Here is a 19936-nt window from a genome sequence, read left to right on the forward strand (position 1 = left end):
CGCAGGCAAGCCAGCTCCCACATCGATCGGGTTTACAAGACAGCCATTGTGTTGTGAGTGGAACCCTCTATGAGTGACAGCTACCTTTCGTTCGTCAATTCCCCCTGGGGCCGGCGCCTGGCCCAGGCGGTCGGCTTGCCGCAACCCTTGCCCCTGCAACGGCATCGCAGCGGCCAGGCCGGCCTGGCCAACCCGGTGATCATCGCCGGGGCAGGGCGCCTGGTGGCCTCGGTGCAGCGCATCTTCAGCGCCACTGACACCGTCGCCGCGACCCCGGCGACGCCCAAGGCGCCGTCCACGGTCAAGGTGCAAGGCGCGGTGTTCGACGCCAGCGGCGTAACCGACCTGCAACAACTGGATGAGCTCTACCTGTTTTTTCACAGCAATGCCAAACGCCTGGGCCAGCATGGCCGGGTGGTGGTGCTCGGCACGGCACCCGAACATTGCCACGACTTGCCCCAGGCCATCGCCCAACGCGCCCTTGAAGGCTTGGTGCGGTCGCTGGCCAAGGAGCTGCGCCGGGCGATCACCGTGCAATTGCTGTACGTGGCGCCGGGCGCGGAAGACGCGCTGGACAGCAGCCTGGGGTTTTTCCTGTCGCGCCGCTCCGCCTATGTCTCGGGGCAGGTGGTGCGCCTTGAAAAACCGGTCGATGGCCACGCCGCCATCAACTGGGACAAACCCTTTGCCGGCAAACGCGCCCTGGTCACCGGCGCCTCCCGTGGCATCGGCCTGGCGATTGCCCAGGTGCTGGCGCGCGACGATGCCCATGTGGTGTGCGTGGACGTGCCTCAGGCCCAGCAAGCCTTGCAGCAGGCGGCGACCAGCGTGGGCGGCTCGGCGTTGCCCCTGGATATCACCGCCGCCGATACCGCCGCGCTGTTGCAAACCCACGTCAGCCAATACGGCGCCTTTGATGTGGTGGTGCACAACGCCGGGATCACCCGCGACAAGACCATCGCCAAAATGACCGAGGCCGCCTGGCGCAGTGTCCTGGCGGTCAATCTCGAGGCGCCGTTGCAGCTCAGTGAGGCCTTGCTCGACAGCCAGGGCTTGAACCCCGGCGGGCGCATTGTGTGCGTGTCGTCGATTTCCGGCATCGCCGGTAACCTGGGGCAGAGCAACTACGCCACGTCCAAGGCCGGGGTGATCGGCCTGGTGCAAGGCCTGGCGCCGCGTGCGGCCGCTCGGCAGGTCACGGTGAACGCGGTGGCGCCCGGCTTTATCGAAACCCAGATGACCGCCAAGATCCCGCTGATGATCCGCGAAGCGGGGCGGCGCATGAATTCGTTGTCCCAGGGCGGGCAACCCATCGACGTGGCCGAGACCATTGCCTGGCTGGCCCATCCGGCGTCGGGCGGGGTCAATGGCCAGGTGGTGCGGGTGTGCGGCCAAAGCCTGTTGGGAGCCTGACCGATGGACTACGTGACACAGATTATCGACCCACCGCCGTCGCGCACGCAGTTGCTGCTCGACGGCCTGCGCGCCTTACGCAAACCCAAGTTCGACGGCGCGCCGCCATTGCCCACCGCACGCCTGGTGCGCAGCGCGGTGGAGCTTTCGTCGGCCGGTATCGCCGCTTACGCACGGGCGTGTGGTTTTCGTCGCGAGCAGGGCGTGCCATTGTCCTATCCCCATGTGCTGGCGTTCCCACTGCACCTGATGTTGCTGACCCGGCCAAGCTTCCCGTACCCCGCCAGCGGCATGGTGCACCTGGCCAATCGCATTCGTCAGCACCAGCGCCTGCACGAGGGCCAGGCGCTGCGCCTGGAAGTGTATTGCGAGCGCTGGGTGGCCCATCCGAAAGGGCAGGCCTTGAGCATCGCTACCCGTGCCTACAGCCAGGAAACCCTGGTGTGGGAAAGCGACAGCTTGTACTTGCGCCGTGATGTCAATGACCCGGTGGGTGAAGCCTGGAATGACCCTTTGCCGCTGCAGGAAGACGGCCTGTTACGCACCCAGCGTTGGGTGCTGCCCGCCGACCTGGGGCGCCGCTTTGCCAAGGTCTCGGGGGATTTCAACCCCATTCACACCTCAATCATCGGTGCCAAACTCTTCGGTTTTCGTCGCGCCATCGCCCATGGCATGTGGACCCTGGGCCGCGCATTGGCAGCGCTACAGCCGCCTGGTGGCCTGGACCAGGCCGAGGCCCATTGCGACTTCAAATTGCCGATCTTCCTACCCGGCCAGGTCGCCCTGTGGGGCCACCCCGTGACCGGCCCACGGCGCGAGTTCGAAGTGCGCAATTTCGCCGGGGACAAGCCCCATATGCGCGGGCTATTCATTTGCAAAGAGAGCCAGCAATGAGCGACTACAGCTTTACCCCAGCCCCGACCCGCCGCGTGGCGATTATCGGCGGCAACCGTATTCCATTTGCGCGCTCCAATACGGTGTATGCCCACGACAGTAACCAGGACCTGCTGGTCGCCGCGCTGCAAGGGTTGGTGGAGCGCTACAACCTGCACGGCCAACGCCTGGGCGAGTTTGCCGCCGGGGCGGTGATCAAGCACTCGCGGGATTTCAACCTGGCCCGCGAGGCGCTGTTGTCCACCACCTTGTCCGCGCAAACCCCTGCCTACGATGTGCAACAAGCCTGCGGCACAGGGCTTGAAGCCGCGCTGCTGGTGGCGAATAAAATCGCCCTCGGCCAGATCGAAGTGGGCGTTGCCGGTGGCGCCGACACCACTTCCGACGCGCCCATTGGCATCAACGAATCGTTGCGCCATACCTTGCTTGCCGCCAATCGCGCCAAACGCCTGGGCGACAAGCTCAAAACCTTGTTGAAAGTACGCCCCTCGATGCTGTTCAAACCGTTGCTGCCGCGTAATGGCGAGCCGCGCACCGGGCTGTCCATGGGCGAGCACTGCGAAGAAATGGCCAAGCGTTGGCAGATCAAGCGCCTGGCCCAGGACGAGCTGACCCTCACCAGCCACCAGCGCCTGGATGCGGCTTATAAACGCGGCTTCTTCGACGACCTGATCAGCCCCCATCGCGGCTTGGCCCGTGACAACAACCTGCGTGCCGATATCAGCCTCGAAAAGCTCGCAGGCTTGTCGCCGGCCTTCGACCGCCAGAACGGCACGCTCACCGCCGGCAACTCCACGCCCCTGACCGATGGCGCCTCGGTGGTGCTGCTGGCCAGTGAAGAATGGGCCGCCGCCAATGGCTGGCCGGTGTTGGCCTACTTGCGCACCGGCGAAACGGCCGCGGTGAATTTTGTCGACGGCACCGAGGGCCTGCTGATGGCGCCGGCTTACGCCGTGCCGCGCATGCTTGCGCGTGAAGGCTTGGGTTTTGCCGACTTTGATTTCTTCGAGATCCACGAAGCGTTCGCCGCCCAGGTGCTGTGCACGCTCAAGGCGTGGGAAGACCCGCAATATTGCCGCGAACGACTCGGCCTTGACGTTCCTTTGGGCAGCATCGACCGCGCCAAGATGAACGTCAACGGCGGCTCACTGGGCTGCGGTCATCCCTTTGCGGCCACCGGCGGCCGGCAATTGGCGGCGCTGGCCAAGGCCATCCACGAACGCGGTGGCGGTCGCGGCCTGATCTCGATCTGCGCAGCGGGTGGGTTGGGCATCACCGCCATCGTCGAAAAGTAGCGCTATCAAAAACAACAATAAGGACACTGCGATGAACGCTATCAGCCTGGAACACACCGAACGCATCTGGTTGAACACTTACCTGCCCGGCGTGCCGGCGGACATTGAGGCCGGGATCGAGGATTACCCGTCGCTGCGCGAAGTGTTCCTGGAGCACTTGGAAAAATTCCGTGAGCGAGTGGCTTACGTCAGCATCGGCACGGAAATGACCTATGCCGATTGGCGCACCCAGGGCATTGCCTTTGCCGCCTGGTTGCAGGGCCAGGGCGTGAAGAAGGGCGATCGCGTGGCGCTGATGATGCCCAACTGCTTGCAGTACCCGATCTGCCTGCTGGGCACGATCCTGGCTGGGGCGGTGGTGGTCAACGTCAACCCGTTGTACACCGCCCATGAACTCAAGCACCTGCTCAAGGACAGTGGCGCCGAAACCGTGGTGATCTTCGAAAATTTCGCGCATACCCTGGAAAAAGCCATGGTCGGCAGCAGCGTCAAGCGTGTGGTGGTGGCGGCCATCGGCGACTTGCTGGGTACCTTCAAGGGCGCGGCGATGAACTTCATTCTGCGCAGCGTGCAGAAGCAAGTGCCGGCCTTCAGGCTGCCCGGCTCGCTGCGTTTCAACCAGGTGCTCAAACAGGGCAGGGCCATGCACCATTTGCCGGTCAGCCTGGGCCGCGAAGAACTGGCCTTTTTGCAATACACCGGCGGCACCACCGGCGATGCCAAGGGCGTGATGCTCAGCCATCGCAATATCATTGCCAACCTGCTGCAAGCCAAGGCCTGGGTCGGTGACCAGTTAGACCAGCACAAGCAGGAAACCAACGTGACCTTGCTGCCGCTGTATCACATCTTTTCCCTGACGGTGAACTGCCTGATGTTCATGTGCCTGGGCGGGCGCAATATCCTCATCGCCAACCCCCGGGACGTGAAGCGCGTGCAGATGATCCTGCGCAAGGAACGCTTCAATGGCATTGCCGGGGTGAACACGCTGTTCAATGGCTTGCTGGAGAACAAGGAGTTCTGTGCACGGGACTTTTCCGACCTGCGCCTGGTGATTGCTGGCGGCATGGCCACCCACACCGCCGTGGCCAAGCGCTGGAAGGAAGTGACCGGGTTGCCGATCATCGAAGGCTACGGGCTGACCGAGTGCTCGCCCGTGGTGAGCATCAGCCCCATCGATATTTCGCGTATGCGCGAGATGGAATTCACCGGCAGCATTGGCGTGCCGTTGCCGTCGACCTGGGTGCGTTTCATGCGCGAAGACGGCGAGCTGGCTGACATCGGCGAGCAAGGCGAGCTGCAAGTACGCGGCCCGCAAGTGATGCAGGGCTACTGGAAGCGGCCCAAGGAAACTGCTGAGGTATTGGATGCCGACGGTTGGCTGTCCACCGGCGATATCGGGGTGATGGACGCGCGCGGCTATATCCGCCTGGTGGACCGCAAGAAGGACATGATCCTGGTCTCGGGTTTCAATGTGTACCCCAATGAAATCGAGGACGTGGTGGCGATGCACCCGGATGTCGCAGAAGTGGCGGCGATCGGTGTGGAAGATGCCGTGAGTGGGGAGAAGGTCAAAATCATCGTGGTGCGCAAGGATCCGACCCTGACCCAGGAGCAGATTCTTGCGCATTGCCGGGAATACCTGACGGGGTACAAGGTGCCAAAGTATGTGGAGTTTCGCACCACGGAATTGCCCAAGACAACGGTGGGCAAAGTACTTCGTCGGGCGCTGCGTTGATCTAAAGTGACGGAGACCCAAGAGTGGGGGGATACCGTACCCTTAAACGCAAGCAGCGCAAGGTACATGTCGACAATGGGAGGTTGTTCGATAGCTAACTGTATGCTGAGTTTGATGAGAGGATTTTTGAGGTGCTGGTGTTTTAAGTTATTAAGGTTATAACTAATAGGTATAGATGTCTGCAGGGTTTCACAGGTGTATTTAGAATGAAAGGTCTCTTAACTTAGGTGGCAGGGATGTTGCGGTTAACACTGCAATCGTGCCCTGAGGCACACTTAATGGAGATTCTTAAATGGTGAGCAAAAAATCGTCGGCCTTATTGCTTTCTGGCGCATTGTTTGGTGGTGTAATGGCTTCAACTTACGTGCGCGCAGAGACGCAGGTTTATAATCAACCTGGTACCCATTACTTCACCGCCCCACTAGGAGTTACAGTAAAAGTCACTGTGATCGGCGGTGGCGGCGGGGGTGGGGGCGGTGGGGGCGCTCTTGACCGGCTTTTGGTGAGAAGTCGTGGCGCTGGTGGCGGTGGGGGGGGCGCAGGTGGTGGTCTAGTATGTTCGGTATCCACCGCGTCAAATCCAACCTTCACCATTACTGTCGGTAGCGGCGGCGCCGAGGGTAGCGCAGGAAAGAAAGGCAGTCACACCCAGCTCGGCACATCGGGTGGTAATGGAGGGGACGGCGCAAAAAGCATAGTTAATACAAATGACGGTGTTTATTCCGCTGATGGGGGCTCTGGTGGAGGCGGCGGCGGCGATGGTGGGCTTACAACCGCTAAACCTGGACATGGCGGAAACGGAGGCGCTGCCCACCTCCCGGAGAATCAAGGAAACAACTGTTCTACGTTTAAGATTGGGGGCGTTGGCGAAAGCGGAGGCCTTTACGGTGGCTCAGAAACTCCTGGCAATGGCGGAGACAGTTTAGGTCTGTGCAGCAACGCGGGTAAAGGTGGTAAAGGCGGCGTTGGCGGTATCGCTAACTCAAGCAGCCAGACTGGATATTCCGGCTCTCCAGGGCTCAAGGGGGGAGATGGCTGTGTCATTCTCGAATATTGACTTTCCCTTAACCGTTTTCATCAATATCGAGGCTGTAAAGAATGATTGTGGGTTCTTTATAGCCCCTGCGTATATCGTTTAAAAAAGGAAGGTATATTATGGCTCTTACTTTGGTTAATGTTTATGTGCTCCTGCGGCATGGGAAAACTATCCCAGGCCCAACACCTAATGATCCGGCCTATGGAAAGCAATACAAAACTTGGATTGATACCAGCACGACTACCGGGAAAGATCTCGCATTGATCATTGCTGGTTTGTGTGGGGCTCAGCCATTAAAAAGGTACGGCGACCAGCCCGCGTTATACTATTTTAGTAATGTTGCACCACTTGAAAAGCCTGAGGGGACGGAGTTTGTGCAAACAGCACAACAGTTGAGAGTAAGAGGCTTGCCAAATTTAATGGATATACCGTCCACGTCAGGAGTTCCTATTTGGGAGGTAAGCCTACTTGCAGAAAAGCAGGTTAGCGAGGCTGGTTTGATTTTTTGCCAAACGTTTCGTTATCGATACTAGTATTATATGACAAGGAGTATTTCCGGTGGTCCGCGATGCCTAGGCACTCGCGGACTAGCTGACTTTAATTTAAAGTACCGTGCCCTCTACCTCCCCAAAATTTTTGGGTTGACTGTTTTTGAGTGGCCCGTGCGCGCTGACCTTGACCCAACGTTCTTCGAGGGCTGCCACGCGAATCGCTGTCGCCAATCGCTCTATCTCCCATGCAGCCTCGAAGTCGGTGCCATCCGCACCTTGCCCCGCCAGCGCCATGATCAACTCCTGCACCTCCAGCGTCTTCAACTCGTTGTAGCCCAACTGATGCCCCGCCGCCGGGCTGAACGCCGCATAGCCGGGCAGGGCAGGGCCAGCCAACAGGCGCTGGAAACCGTCTTGGCCGCTGCGGTACAGGCGCAGTTCATTCAAGCGTTCCTGGTCAAACGCCAGCGTGCCTTGGGTACCGCTGATCTCGAAACTCAGATGGTTCTTGTAGCCGTGCTTGAGCCAACTGCTGCTCACCGTGCCACGGGCGCCGTTGGCGAAACGCAACAGGGCGTGCACCTGGTCATCCACGGCAATGGTTTTTGAGGTCGGGTTGCCGGCGGCGGCGGGGCGCTGGCTGTGTACGGTCTGGGTATCGGCACAAACATCGGTTACCTCGCCCACCAGATAGCGGGCCATCGACAGCAAATGGCTGCCCAGGTCCGCCAGGGCGCCGCCAGCATGCTCCACGTCGCAGCGCCACGACCAAGGGGAAGTCGGGTCGGCCATGAAGTCTTCGCTGAACTCACCTTGAAAACTGATGATCTGGCCCAGTTCGCCCTGGGCAATCATCTGCCGCGCCAGCACGATCATCGGGTTGTGCTGGTAGTTATAGCCGACACGCGTCACCACCCCGGCGGTATGGGCGGCGCGGCGCATGGCATCGGCTTGTTCAAGGCTGACGGCCAGGGGCTTTTCGCAATACACGGCTTTACCCGCCGCTATCGCGGCCATGGCCATGGGGTAATGCAAATGGTTGGGGGTGGTGATGGCCACGACGTCGACCTTGGGGTCGTTGACCAGCGCTTGCCAGTCACCGTGGGCCTGGGTAAACCCCCAGGCGCTGGCGCAACGCTGGGCGCGCTCGGTGTCGGCATCGGCCAGGGCGGCCAGCTTGAGGTGCACCGGCAGTTCAAATACCGCCCGCGCGTTATTGAACGCCAGCGCGTGGGCGCGGCCCATGAAGCCTGTGCCGATCAAGCCGATTCCGAGTTCACGCATCGTCGTGGTCCTTTGGATTATTGTTTTCAGGAAGTCTATTAATGGAATAAATATTCGCTAAATTCAATAGGTGGAATAAAAATTCATTTGCCCTGATCGTTCCCACGCTCCCCGTGGGAATGCCTCACTGGACGCTCTGCGTCTGCCTTTAGCGTCGTGACGCGGAGCGTCACAGGCTGCATTCCCACGCGGAGCGTGGGAACGATCATCGCTTGCTCACCACTTGATCAGCGGCCGTTCGACTTTTGTGCGACTCCAGCCATTTCTGTACATGCAGTCCTTTACCAGCGTTTCCCGAGGCAGGCGGTTTTTATCGGTATAGCTGTACTCGGTGTCTATCTGTTCGTTGTTTTTTTTGCAGTTGCTGTCGCTACTTGAGCAGGTTGAACGTGTGGACGTTGCCGACGCCCTCACATTATTTGGGGGCAGTGCCCGTAGCGCATCCGCTTCACACGCTGCTTGCTGGTGCTTGCGTTGCTCGCGGGAGGCATCGGCCTTGACCCACGTTCGATCGTAGGTCGTACAGGAAACCAGTAGCAGGCAAGACACTAATAGGGTTAGGGCAGGGGGTTTCATGGCTGGCGCGTCCTTATGGCAAGGTTTGAGCGCCGATTGTGGTTCAGCGTGCAAACAGTCAGCCAGTAAGCCATTTCCGAATATGCCTGCCGAAATTTCCGATATCGCACGTTAAAACGCCATCATTGTGCCGAATGCTCGGTTATTCACCCTTCGCTTTGCGGCCATCAGTTAACAAAAGATAACGTAGCGTCGATTGTCAGACGATTCCAAAGCCCGATAGGATGGCTCCTGCTTCCTCCAGGCGCTCTAGATTGCAGGTTTCAAGGTCCTGGAAGAGAAGACGACCTAACAATAATAAATGGGAGAAAGGTCTATGAGTGAGCCTGTCATGGGTTGGGTTGTTTGCCGCCCACGCGCCGCACGCAGGGTTGCGTTGCTGGCCACAGCGCTCTCGCTGCTTGCTGGCACGCTGTTGTCGATGCCGGTTCTGGCCGCCAGCGATACCTCCGCCGCCGCAGTCTTTGCGATTGAATCCCCCAAGGCCGCCAAAGGCTTGATGATCGACGTGGTTCACGCGGGCAAGCGCCTGGTGGCGGTCGGTGATCGTGGGCATATCCTTTATTCCGATGACCAGGGCAGCACCTGGGCCCAAGCCAAAGTGCCCACCCGGCAACTGCTCACGGCGGTGTTTTTCGTTGATGATCAGCACGGTTGGGCCGTCGGCCATGATGCGCAGATTCTTGCGAGTACCGACGGCGGCGCCACATGGACCCAGCAATATCAAGACCTCAAACGCGAAGCGCCGTTGCTCGATGTGTGGTTCAACGACGCCAACCACGGCCTGGCCGTGGGCGCCTACGGGGCGCTGATCGAAACCACCGACGGCGGCAAAACCTGGAACGACGTCAGCGAGCGTCTCGACAACGAAGACCAGTACCACCTCAACGCCATCGCCCAGATCAAGGGCGCCGGCCTGTTTATCGTCGGTGAGCAAGGCAGCATGTTTCGCTCCAGCGATGACGGCCAGACCTGGGAAAAACTCGAAGGCCCCTACGAGGGTTCACTGTTTGGCGTGATCAGCACCGCACAGCCACAGACCCTGCTGGCGTATGGTTTGCGCGGCAACCTGTACCGCTCCACCGATTTCGGCAGCACTTGGGAGCAGGTCCAATTGAACGCAGCGCGTGGTGCGCTGGAGTTTGGTCTGTCGGGTGCGACCTTGCTGGATGACGGTTCCATTGTTGTGGTCGGCAACGGCGGCAGCGTGGTGGTCAGCCATGACGACGGCCAGACCTTCAGTGTGTTCAATCGCCCGGACCGTATTTCACTCTCGGCGGTCACGGCGGCAGGCAATGGCAATTTGATCCTCGCGGGGCAGGGTGGCGTGCGGGTTGCCACATCGGCCGGCGCAGAGCTCTCAAAATAATAAGAAGGCGGGGATTCAATGAGCAGTCATCACAACGATAAAGCGACCTTTCTTGAGCGTCTGATCTTCAACAATCGCCCGGCGGTGATCGTCATCTGCCTGCTGGTGAGCCTCTTCCTGTTCTGGCAGGCGACCTTGATTCGCCCGTCCACCAGCTTTGAAAAGATGATCCCCCTCAAGCACCCCTTCATCGAAAAAATGATGGAGCACCGCAACGACTTGGCCAACCTGGGCAACACCGTGCGTATTTCGGTGGAGGCCAAGGACGGCGACATCTTCACCAAGGAATACATGGAGACCCTGCGCCAGATCCATGACGAGGTGTTCTACATCTCCGGTGTGGACCGCTCGGGTCTCAAGTCGCTATGGAGCCCCAGCGTGCGCTGGACCGAAGTGACCGAAGAAGGGTTTGCCGGCGGGGAGGTCATCCCGCAGAGCTACAACGGTTCGCCACAAAGCCTCGACCAGTTGCGCAATAACGTGCTCAAGTCCGGCCAGGTCGGGCGGCTGGTGGCCAATGACTTCAAGTCGAGCATCGTTGATATCCCGCTGTTGGAGTCCTACCCGGACCCGCAAGACCAGGGCAAATTGCTGGCCCTGGACTACCGCAAGTTCTCCCATGAACTCGAAGACAAGATCCGCGACAAGTTCGAAACCCAGAACCCCAACGTCAAGATTCATATTGTCGGCTTTGCCAAGAAGGTTGGCGACCTGATCGACGGCCTGGTGATGGTGGTGCTGTTCTTCGGCGTTGCGTTTGTCATCACCCTGGTTCTGCTGCTGTGGTTCACCAACTGCCTGCGCAGCACCATTGCGGTGTTGAGCACGACATTGGTGGCGGTGGTCTGGCAACTCGGGTTGATGCACTTCTTCGGTTTCGGGCTGGACCCGTACTCGATGCTGGTGCCGTTCCTGATCTTCGCCATCGGCATTTCCCATGGGGTGCAGAAGATCAACGGCATTGCCCTGCAATCCAGTGAGGCAGACAACGCCCTGACCGCCGCGCGGCGCACCTTCCGGCAACTGTTTCTGCCGGGGATGATCGCGATCCTCGCCGACGCAGTGGGCTTCATCACGCTGCTGATCATCGACATTGGCGTGATCCGCGAACTGGCCATCGGCGCGTCCATCGGCGTGGCGGTCATTGTGTTCACTAACCTGATCCTGCTGCCGGTCGCGATTTCCTACGTGGGCATCAGCAAACGCGCTATCGCCAAGAGCAAGAAAGACGCGAACCGCGAACATAGCTTCTGGCGCCTGCTGTCCAAATTCGCCAGCCCGAAAGTCGCGCCGGTTTCGGTGCTCCTGGCCCTGATCGCCTTTGGTGGCGGTCTCTGGTACAGCCAGAACCTGAAGATCGGTGACCTGGACCAAGGCGCACCGGAACTGCGCCCGGACTCGCGCTACAACAAGGACAACAACTTCATCATCAGCAATTACTCCACCAGCTCCGACGTGCTGGTAGTGATGGTCAAGACCAAGGCCGAAGGCTGCTCGCGCTATGAAGCCATGGCGCCCATCGACCAGTTGATGTGGAAGATGCAGAACACCGAGGGCGTGCAGTCGGCGATCTCGTTGGTGACCGTGTCCAAGCAAATGATCAAGGGCATGAACGAGGGCAACCTGAAATGGGAAACCCTGTCGCGCAACCCGGATGTGCTGAACAACTCCATCGCCCGTGCCGATGGCTTGTACAACAACAATTGCTCGCTGGCGCCAGTGCTGGTGTTCCTCAACGACCACAAGGCCGAAACCCTAGACCGCGCCGTGCATGCAGTGCAGGACTTCGCCAAGGAAAACAACAAGGACGGCCTGGAATTCATCCTCGCCGCGGGTAATGCCGGGATCGAAGCGGCCACCAACGAGGTGATCAAGGAGTCGGAGCTGATCATTCTGATCCTGGTGTACCTGTGTGTAGCGACCATGTGCATGATCACCTTCCGTTCCTGGGCAGCGACCCTGTGCATTGTGCTGCCGCTGGTGCTCACCTCGGTATTGGGCAACGCGCTGATGGCGTTCATGGGCATTGGCGTCAAGGTTGCGACCTTGCCGGTGGTGGCCTTGGGTGTGGGCATTGGCGTGGACTACGGCATCTACATTTACAGCCGTCTGGAAAGCTTCCTGCGTGCCGGCCTGCCGTTGCAAGAGGCGTATTACCAGACGCTGAAATCCACCGGTAAAGCCGTGCTGTTCACCGGCCTGTGCCTGGCCATCGGCGTGTGCACCTGGATCTTCTCGGCCATCAAGTTCCAGGCTGACATGGGCCTGATGCTGACCTTTATGCTGCTGTGGAACATGTTCGGCGCGCTGTGGCTGTTGCCGGCGCTGGCGCGGTTCCTGATCAAGCCAGAGAAGCTGGCGGGGCAGAAGGGCAATTCATTGTTCGCGCATTAAGCCTGGGTAGAAGAACAAAAAGCCGCACACTGTGCGGCTTTTTGTTAGGCCTCAGGGCCAGGGTTTCACAATTTCAAGAACAGCTTTTCAGCCAGCGGCTTGGTGATACCGGCCTTGATGAGTTTCTCAACGACCCCGTTGTTTCCGGCTTCCTCAATCAGCATCTTTTGAGTCTTGATGCGTTGCAGCGGTGTTTTCAAGTGCGCCGCCCTGAAGTCATCACGCGCCCAGCCTTTTTCCGGATAGTGAAAGTGGGCATACCACAACGCATCGATTTTGTTTTTCTTGCGAACCACATACTCGGTGAAGACATCGCCACTTCTGGTCGGGATGTCGCGCCGTACCAGGTTGATATCGACAAAACCGTGACGCCACAGGTAATCGACGTTTTCCGCCGTGGGCGTCTGTACCAGATAGCCATCAGCGGTATGCTGGCGGGCCTTTTGCAGCATTTGCTCGGCCGCTGCTCGCCAGCGCGCCACCCATTCGGCGGTTTCCGGCCTGGCGCCGTGGGCGGCTTGCGCCTGTTGCGCCTTCTCGAAAAGCAGGTTGGCCTGGGCTTCGAGCATGTCGTTCCAGTCGCGGGGGTTGACGGTGTCTCGCCGCAGCGGGTCATCGAGTTTCTTTTTCTGAAAGAGGATAGTTTTTTCTATCTTCGGCACGCCGTCGATGAGGTTTTGCGCCTCACTCTTATACGTGGACCAGGACTTGGGCGGTGAGGCGGGGCGAGGTGCTGTGGGCTGTCCCTGCACGATTTTCACCCAGCCGCGTTCCCCAGGGTGTTCGCTGTAGCTGGCAATGGGTTGCCCGCTCCCTGGGTCGACCACGTCGATGATATCGACGGTCCGGCCCGGCTCCGAAGGGCGCAACGTGCCGATAAATGTTTCCTGGTGCTCGGTCCTGAACACGCGTTGATTCTGCGGTTTCGCCCTTTGGTTGGTGCGTGCAGGCGCGGCAGGAAGCAGAAACTGCTCCTCCTTGACCACCTGGACCAGTTCGGTCTCGGCCTCGCTGATGAACTCATTGAGCAACTCGGTGAAGCGCTGGTGGTACTCGATCCGAAACAGCTCGGGGTACTGCTCCTGCATCAATTGACTGTCACTGAGTACCTGCTTGAATTTGTTGATGATAGTAGTCAGCGTGGCATGGCGTTCTTCCAGTGTGTAGCCTTTGTATTGGCGCAGGTCCTCGAAGGCAAGAATCTCGGTCTTCAGTCCCTCGGTCAGCAAGCGTTTCATTTGGAAATACGCGAGGTCCTCGGGGCTGCGCGCTGCCCAGGTAGTGGTCAGTTGTTTGAGAAACGACAACCTGTTGAGTTGTGTTGTCAGCCTCCGAGACTCCAGGGACTGTGTATACCGTTGCTTGAGGTAGTCGTCGGCGGCCTTGTTGCCAAAGGGCGAGTCGTTCTTCCAGCGCTCGAATACGGAGCTGATGGTCTGTCGCAGTGGCAACAATATCTCGGTGCCGCGGTAGCCCATTTCGCATACTTTCACGAACTCGTCATAGGCCTGCTCGGAGCCGCTATTGGATTGGTCGGTCAGTTCGGCCATTGAAGCGCCATCCGCGCCATGTCTGACCATGTCTCTGGCCAAGCGCACATACACATTCTCTATTTCGATCAGCGCGTACAGCGAGTGCTGGTATTCCAGCGAGCGGTTCTTTTTGAACTCGGATAGATCGTCAATGCCGCCGATCTTTTTCGGCGCCAAGGTTTCGATGTTGTGCTCGCTGGCCACCATCAGTGACTGCGTCAGGGGCTTGAGCTTTTCAAGTGCTTGATCCAGATCGGCCCGCAGCGCGTCGCAGATCTTCTGTTGATTCGAGTAGGCCGGGGCGAACCGCTCTGCCGAAGTGTTGCCGTTTACCAGGCTGTGCAGCGTCTTGAGTTTTTTTCGGGCTTGTTCGTATTCGGCAAGGGTGGCGTGGACTTTTTCCATGCTGGCGGCATGTTCTTTTGAAATCTTGCTGCGCTCCTGCCAGCCGCGTTGAAAATCCGCTTCGGTACGGGCCTTCGCTTCCAGGTTTTGTTTGATCTTACTCTGCAAGTCTTTGGTTTTCGGCATACCGCCCTTGAGCCTGGGCGCCAGGTCAAAATACCAGTTGCCCCGGGCGTCCCGTGCTATCGAGGGCGCGGTGCGTGCCTTGTTGTGTTCGTCAATCACGTAAGGGCCATCCAGGTCGGTGGCGACGCGAAACCAGTGGTTGTCGATCTTGGCGTACCAGCGGTTATCCACCTGATACAGGCCCTTCCTGATGCCTTCGGCAATGGGGGTGCCGGGGGTTGTGGGTGCGGGCACTTTGAATGAGTCGATGTGCGCGCGCAGCTCAGGGGTGAGTCCGCGTGGGCTCGACAGCCTGATATCGATGGCCGTACCACCGCCCAAACCGGTGGTGACCGGCGCGCCCGGGGCCTGGTGAATGGTGGGCGCAGGGCGCACGGGGTCATGGCTCTGACGGGGGCGAGGCGCAGAGTTGCTGGCCTCTGGCCCCGGCTTGAACGGCTCAAAGGTGCGCGTCGGCGTGGGTTCGGCAACAGGGATATGGGTCAGGGTCATGCCCAGGTTCACCAGCAAGTCGACCATTGCCCCGGCCGGGTCCGGATCGTTCGCGGTCGACAGGCGCTTGATGTCGTTTTCGGCATTGGCCAGTTGCAGCAACCAGCCGGCCATGGCGCCCGGCCCGCGCATCAGCGGCAGCAGGGTATTGAACAGCAGCCAGCCGAGCTCCTTGTAGGAAGCCCAGCGGCTTTGCGCATCGGAAGTGGATTGGCCTTCTGCGAGGGTAACCAGGCTGTTGGCGTTGGAGTGGAACCAGTGCGTGGCCAGGTCGCCATTGAGCAGGTCCTGGCGTAGCGTGCTGGCAGCGGCATAGCCGTCGACAGCCAGGGTGGTCGGCTTGGGCGTAGCAGGCGGGTCAAACTCGTTGAATACGGTAAAACGGGCAATATTGGGCGTGTGAAAACCGCCGTTGCCGTACACCGCCCGTACTTTGTCGTCCGGCAACCAGGCCAACACGCTTTCCTGCAGCGCGCCGGGCTTGCGGATGGCCTCCAGCAGCGCGTCGCGGCTGGCGAACTCCAGCAGTGCCGGCTTCAGCTGGGGGCGATACAAAAGGTGCGGGCCGCTGTCGTTGGCCAGCGGTTCGATGATGAACATATTGGCGACCACATCCGGCGTCGCTCCCGGCTTGCGCACAAACGCCAGGGGCCGCACGGTAATCTCTTGGCCGTCCACCCATTTGCTGCCCGCGCCGGGTTGGGTGACGGCTTCGATAAACGCGTGGCCCTGGGCGGTGATGCCGGCTTCACCCTTGAGCTTGAGTTCCAAGGCCTGCATCGCGAGCTGCAGGGGTACCTGCTCGATGAAACGTACCAGCCGATCACGGGCCGCTGGGCTGTCGTCCAGCAGTTCCCGCTTGAGCAACTCGGGGTAGTGGCCGCCAATGTCCACAGTGTTGATCAGGTCCTTGAGCATTTTTGGCAGGCTGGCATCGCTGACCCGTTGCCCATGCAGGTGGACTTCCATCTCCCCCTTGGGCAAGCCCGAAAGGTTTTCCAGGGCCATGTCCACCAGGCTCATTTTCACCCGTTCCAGGTAGTTGCTGCCCATATCGCCCACCGGGACCTTGAACACCACCTCCACATCCTTGGCCGTGTAACCCTTGCCGGCTAAATGCTGGTCGAGCTGTTGCTCGGCGTAGGTGCGGATATCGGGGATGCCGTCGAGGAAGGTGCGGCCATTGTTGCGGCGCACACTGCTGGCCAGGGCCAGTGCGTGCTGTCGATAGGTGTCGCGTTCTGCGGCGCTTGCCGAGCCGAACCAGGTAGGCAACTGTTCATGCAGGCGTTCAAGCTCGCGCGCGTCGGGTGCATAGGCCCCCACAAACCAGGGGCTCGGGTCGCTGGCCTGGGTGAAAGCCTGCTCCAGCGCCTCAAGCGAGCCGGTGGTGGGCACCTCGATGGACGCAACGTTCTCCACCATGGCATTGAGGATGACCGCCGCCTGGGTATCGAAAATATTCCCCGCAGGCTCCTGGCGCTTCCAGTTCAGAGTGTCGAAAACGAAGGCATCGCCCATTTTCTTGCCCCAGGCTTGGCCGAACGCGTGCAAGGAGTCATAGGGCGTCACCACGCCGGCGGCGGTGGCGTGCAGCACCTGCGTGCGGCCATCGACCTGGCGCGTAATCAGCAGGTCTGGGGTGAGCTGCGAGGCATTGCCACCGGCATGGCTCACCGAAGAATCGAGGATAAACACCTGCGCCGCGGCATCACCTTTGGCCGCTTGGCGCTGCGCACGATCCGGGTAGGTCAGGACCTGGTCGAGGGTCTCGCGTTGTCGAGCGTTGAGCCCCGGCTGTTTCAGGGCGGCAGTGGTCAGGGTGTCGCGTAGTGTGTCGCTGAGCCAGCGCCAACGGTTGGCGCCTTGAGAGTGGGCATCGGCGCTGCCCATGAAGTGCTTGAGCAGGGCTTGTTCGAAGGTTTTTTTGAGCGGGGCGCGCAGGCTGCGGATGGCCAGTTCGATGGCTTGCATATCAATACCAGGCATCAAGGCATCCGGCGACGGCCCCGGTTTGAGAGTGTGGCCGGTGGCTGGGTCGACCAGCGTGCAGGGCAGTGCATGTTTGTCGGTAAAGTCGAGGTCACCGCCGGTGGTCAGGTGCCTCAGAGCGATGTCCAGCAAGGGGGTCAGGCGGTACTGGGGTGGGTTATCTGAAATGGGTTCGGCGACCGCCGCTTCGGCGGGATTGAATGCCAAAGTGGGGTACAGGCTTTTGATCGCCTCCTCGAGCATGCCCGACACTACTGAACGCAGCGTAGGGCGGGTATCGAACTGGTGGGCGACCGCCGTTGCGGTGAGCGGTGGCGAGTTATCGGTGGCCGGGGTGGGAGTGCTGGTCCCTGGGGTGCGCAACGGTGCGGATGCACGCCGGGGCCGGTTCAGTGGCTGGCCGTTTTCGATGTTCGTCAAGGGTTCATGCTGGGTATCGGCCGCCAGGCTGGCAGTTGGGGTTGGCAGTGAAAGGGGCAGGTTGTGGTCGAAAAAACGCTGGGGGTAGTTTCCCTGGATCATCATGCAGCTTCCTTGTCGTTGCAGCCGTGCTCGTCATAGAGGTGACCCTGTTCGCGTCATGCGGCAGGTAAAGGGGGAAACTACCGAGCCGGGTTTTTCAGTGAAATCGGCAAAAGGTAATCAGCCATTTCAATGGGGGCGTGCTGGCCGTCAACCCTTGATTCGGCGCGGGGTGGAGTAGGGCGCGGGATATATGGCTGCATGTAAACGCGGCGCAGGCCACGCGAGGATTTACGCCGCTGCAACCATTTGCCCTATCATGGGGTCTTTCCTCTGAACGATTGATGTTATGACTGCCGAATCCGCCTCCTTGCGCCCCGTGCTTGAAACCAGCGACATGCTTGAAATCGACGGCCTGCATGCCTTTGATTTCGAGTTGACTGAACTAAAGCTAGTGATTACCGCCATGGATGGCCGGGCCGAAAAACGCTGGAGCTTCACCACGGCGCAGGTGGGCGCCGCCACATTTGACGACACGCTGCAAAGCTGGACCCTTACCGGTGAGTCGGGCGAGCACCGCTTGATCTGCATGAGCGCCTTCACCGGCAACAATAACGATGAGGACGAAGCGGATGATGATGCGTAAATTCTGGCCCCTGCTGATGGCAGGCAGTGTCGGTGCGATGTCGGTACAGGCCGCGCCCAGCGATGTGCATGAACTGCTGGTGGGCAGCTACACCGCTGGTAGCAGCGAGGGTATTTATCGCCTGCAGTTCGACAGCCGCACCGGGCAGTTCAGCGGCAAGCCGGTGCTGGCGGCGAAAACCGCCAACCCTTCCTGGCTGACGATTTCCAAAGACCAGAAGCAGTTGTTCGTGGTCAATGAAAACGGCCCGGGCCAGGAAGACCCGGTGGGGCGTGTCAGCAGCTACAGCATCGACCCGCAGAACCACCAGCTGACCCTGATCAACCAGGTGCAGAGCCTGGGCAATGAGCCCACCCATTCCAGCGTGGCCGCCGATGGGCGCTACCTGTTCGTCGCCAACTATTCGGTGGTGGAAGACCCGGGTGGCAGCCTGGCGATCCTGCCGGTAGATGCCAGTGGCAAGCTGTCGGCGCCGGTGCAGTTGAGCGGGCACCCGGCCAGCCGCGTGAACCCGGAGCGCCAGGCGTCCAACCATGTGCATTCGGTGGTGTCGTCGCCGGACGGCAAGTATGTATTCGTGCAGGACCTGGGCGCAGACAAGGTATTTGCCTACCGCTACGACCCCAAGGCCAATCACGAGCTGCCACTCACAGCAGCCAACCCTGCGTCGGTGCAGTTGCCACCGGGCAGCGGCCCGCGTCACTTGCTGTTCAGCGCGGACGGCAAACACGCTTGGCTGACCACTGAGATGAGCGCCCAGGTGGCCGTGTTCGATTACAACGACGGTAAGCTGACGCAAACCCAGTTGCTCGATTATGCCGCCGGCCAACCGGTATCTGATAAGGCCGGTGCGGCGTTGCATGCGTCAAACGACGGCAAATTCCTCTACGTGAGCAACCGTGGTACAGCCAATCAGATGCTGGTGTTCAGCATCGACCCGGCCACCGCGCACCTCAAGGAAATCCAGCGCCGTTCTGTCGAAGGCGACCACCCGCGTGAGTTCAGCCTCGACCCGAGCGGCAAGTTCCTGCTGATCGCCAACCAGAAAAGCAATGAAATCGTGGTGGTTGAACGCGACCCCAAGACCGGCCTGCTGGGTAAAACTGTGCAGAAATTGCCGATCGATGCCCCCAGCGACCTCAAGTTTCTGGTGCGTCAATAAGCCACAGGCCCCGCAATGCGGGGCCTGAGCCTTTGTATTAATCGCAGTGATAACGGCTACTGTTTCAAAGCATTTCTAAGGTTCAACCCTCGGGCGTAAGTTGGGTTCCAAGGCCTTCCCAGGCCACCCAACCAAACGAACACAAGGGTTACCGCCATGAACTTCAATCTCTTCTCGATCATTGCTGCTTCTGCTGTTTCCGCCACTGTGGCATTGCCTGCTGCTGCTAGCGTGGAAGTCACTGGCAAAAAATCCAATGTCACGGCCTATACCCAGAAGTACCTGCAACAGAGTGCCAATTTCTATGCTGCGCTGGATCACAAGAGCCAGCACTGAGGCGCCATTGAGCCAAGGTCAACTGTGGGAGCTGGCTTGCCTGCAATGTCCATAGGTATCTACACAACTCTGTAGTGCTCAACGGTAACCACGATGCGAAGCGAGCCGCTCTTGATCTGCTTTTGATCTTGATCTCAGGCGCCCCGTTAAACCACGCTGGCCGGAATTCGACAGGGATTTGGGGGGTAAACCGGCAGGGATGCCGGTTTAGCCGCCCCGCGCCATGGATGGCGCGTGGCGGCGGCCCCCCAAATCACTGGCGGATTACGGGCACACCGAGCCTAGGCGAGGTGCCG

The 19936-nt window shown here is 59.9% G+C and carries 13 protein-coding genes; 11 read left to right on the forward strand and 2 right to left on the reverse strand.

Going from position 1 to position 19936, the window contains the following annotated elements; genetic code table 11:
- Positions 1 to 69 precede the first annotated feature (69 nt).
- The 6 genes from V8689_RS12695 to V8689_RS12720 all read left to right on the forward strand — a co-directional run bounded on the left by V8689_RS12695 (position 70) and on the right by V8689_RS12720 (position 6906).
- Positions 70 to 1413: a 3-oxoacyl-ACP reductase gene (locus V8689_RS12695; protein WP_056784546.1), complete on the forward strand. Its 1344-nt coding sequence runs from the start codon at positions 70 to 72 to the stop codon at positions 1411 to 1413.
- Between the two features lie 3 nt (positions 1414 to 1416).
- Complete coding sequence (locus V8689_RS12700; RefSeq protein ID WP_056784548.1) at positions 1417 to 2307, forward strand: MaoC/PaaZ C-terminal domain-containing protein; 891 nt, start codon at positions 1417 to 1419, stop codon at positions 2305 to 2307.
- On the forward strand, positions 2304 to 3602 hold the full coding sequence (locus V8689_RS12705) for an acetyl-CoA C-acetyltransferase (protein ID WP_056784550.1): 1299 nt from the start codon (positions 2304 to 2306) through the stop codon (positions 3600 to 3602). The genes V8689_RS12700 and V8689_RS12705 overlap by 4 nt, the downstream gene beginning before the upstream one ends.
- Positions 3603 to 3633: 31 nt before the next feature.
- On the forward strand, positions 3634 to 5337 hold the full coding sequence (locus tag V8689_RS12710) for an AMP-binding protein (RefSeq protein WP_056784552.1): 1704 nt from the start codon (positions 3634 to 3636) through the stop codon (positions 5335 to 5337).
- Positions 5338 to 6044: 707 nt separating this feature from the next.
- The gene (locus V8689_RS12715; RefSeq protein ID WP_032892153.1) at positions 6045 to 6263 is read left to right on the forward strand and encodes a hypothetical protein; all 219 of its coding nucleotides are present in this window, start codon (positions 6045 to 6047) and stop codon (positions 6261 to 6263) included.
- 229 nt (positions 6264 to 6492) lie between these two features.
- Positions 6493 to 6906, forward strand: coding sequence for a hypothetical protein (locus V8689_RS12720; protein ID WP_150073518.1), 414 nt, complete (start codon positions 6493 to 6495; stop codon positions 6904 to 6906).
- Between the two features lie 69 nt (positions 6907 to 6975).
- Here V8689_RS12720 and V8689_RS12725 read toward each other — a convergent pair whose 3' ends face one another.
- Positions 6976 to 8148, reverse strand: coding sequence for a Gfo/Idh/MocA family protein (locus V8689_RS12725; RefSeq protein WP_236710110.1), 1173 nt, complete (start codon positions 8146 to 8148; stop codon positions 6976 to 6978).
- A gap of 907 nt (positions 8149 to 9055) precedes the next feature.
- Here V8689_RS12725 and V8689_RS12730 point away from each other — a divergent pair.
- Together V8689_RS12730 and V8689_RS12735 are read left to right on the forward strand one after the other, a co-directional pair.
- Positions 9056 to 10093 (forward strand): WD40/YVTN/BNR-like repeat-containing protein, encoded by a 1038-nt coding sequence (locus V8689_RS12730; protein WP_081089356.1) that lies wholly within the window; start codon positions 9056 to 9058, stop codon positions 10091 to 10093.
- An 18-nt stretch (positions 10094 to 10111) separates the two neighbouring features.
- Positions 10112 to 12487, forward strand: a complete 2376-nt coding sequence (locus tag V8689_RS12735; RefSeq protein ID WP_056784560.1) for an efflux RND transporter permease subunit — start codon at positions 10112 to 10114, stop codon at positions 12485 to 12487.
- 65 nt (positions 12488 to 12552) lie between these two features.
- Here the strand turns inward: V8689_RS12735 and V8689_RS12740 are convergent, their stop codons facing one another.
- Positions 12553 to 17559, reverse strand: a complete 5007-nt coding sequence (locus tag V8689_RS12740; RefSeq protein ID WP_223816935.1) for a dermonecrotic toxin domain-containing protein — start codon at positions 17557 to 17559, stop codon at positions 12553 to 12555.
- Positions 17560 to 17845: 286 nt separating this feature from the next.
- Between V8689_RS12740 and V8689_RS12745 the strand changes: the two genes are divergently transcribed.
- From V8689_RS12745 to V8689_RS12755, 3 genes are all read left to right on the forward strand, one after another.
- Positions 17846 to 18142 carry a DUF5629 family protein gene (locus tag V8689_RS12745; RefSeq protein WP_056784563.1) on the forward strand — a complete coding sequence of 99 codons (297 nt, stop codon included), beginning with the start codon at positions 17846 to 17848 and terminating at the stop codon, positions 18140 to 18142.
- Positions 18129 to 19304 carry a lactonase family protein gene (locus V8689_RS12750; RefSeq protein ID WP_056784565.1) on the forward strand — a complete coding sequence of 392 codons (1176 nt, stop codon included), beginning with the start codon at positions 18129 to 18131 and terminating at the stop codon, positions 19302 to 19304. The genes V8689_RS12745 and V8689_RS12750 overlap by 14 nt, the downstream gene beginning before the upstream one ends.
- Positions 19305 to 19460: 156 nt before the next feature.
- Positions 19461 to 19640, forward strand: coding sequence for a hypothetical protein (locus V8689_RS12755; protein WP_056784568.1), 180 nt, complete (start codon positions 19461 to 19463; stop codon positions 19638 to 19640).
- The last annotated feature ends 296 nt before the right edge of the window (positions 19641 to 19936 follow it).

It is taken from the genome of Pseudomonas sp. AK181 (genome assembly GCF_051122975.1).
GTDB classification, from domain to species: domain Bacteria; phylum Pseudomonadota; class Gammaproteobacteria; order Pseudomonadales; family Pseudomonadaceae; genus Aquipseudomonas; species Aquipseudomonas lactis.

Coding starts and splice junctions, on each gene's coding strand:
- V8689_RS12695 (WP_056784546.1), top strand. CDS start 70: ATGAGTGACAGCTACCTTTCGTTCGTCAATTCCCCCTGGGGCCGGCGC.
- V8689_RS12700 (WP_056784548.1), top strand. CDS start 1,417: ATGGACTACGTGACACAGATTATCGACCCACCGCCGTCGCGCACGCAG.
- V8689_RS12705 (WP_056784550.1), top strand. CDS start 2,304: ATGAGCGACTACAGCTTTACCCCAGCCCCGACCCGCCGCGTGGCGATT.
- V8689_RS12710 (WP_056784552.1), top strand. CDS start 3,634: ATGAACGCTATCAGCCTGGAACACACCGAACGCATCTGGTTGAACACT.
- V8689_RS12715 (WP_032892153.1), top strand. CDS start 6,045: ATGACGGTGTTTATTCCGCTGATGGGGGCTCTGGTGGAGGCGGCGGCG.
- V8689_RS12720 (WP_150073518.1), top strand. CDS start 6,493: ATGGCTCTTACTTTGGTTAATGTTTATGTGCTCCTGCGGCATGGGAAA.
- V8689_RS12725 (WP_236710110.1), bottom strand. CDS start 8,148: ATGCGTGAACTCGGAATCGGCTTGATCGGCACAGGCTTCATGGGCCGC.
- V8689_RS12730 (WP_081089356.1), top strand. CDS start 9,056: ATGGGTTGGGTTGTTTGCCGCCCACGCGCCGCACGCAGGGTTGCGTTG.
- V8689_RS12735 (WP_056784560.1), top strand. CDS start 10,112: ATGAGCAGTCATCACAACGATAAAGCGACCTTTCTTGAGCGTCTGATC.
- V8689_RS12740 (WP_223816935.1), bottom strand. CDS start 17,559: ATGATGATCCAGGGAAACTACCCCCAGCGTTTTTTCGACCACAACCTG.
- V8689_RS12745 (WP_056784563.1), top strand. CDS start 17,846: ATGACTGCCGAATCCGCCTCCTTGCGCCCCGTGCTTGAAACCAGCGAC.
- V8689_RS12750 (WP_056784565.1), top strand. CDS start 18,129: ATGATGATGCGTAAATTCTGGCCCCTGCTGATGGCAGGCAGTGTCGGT.
- V8689_RS12755 (WP_056784568.1), top strand. CDS start 19,461: ATGAACTTCAATCTCTTCTCGATCATTGCTGCTTCTGCTGTTTCCGCC.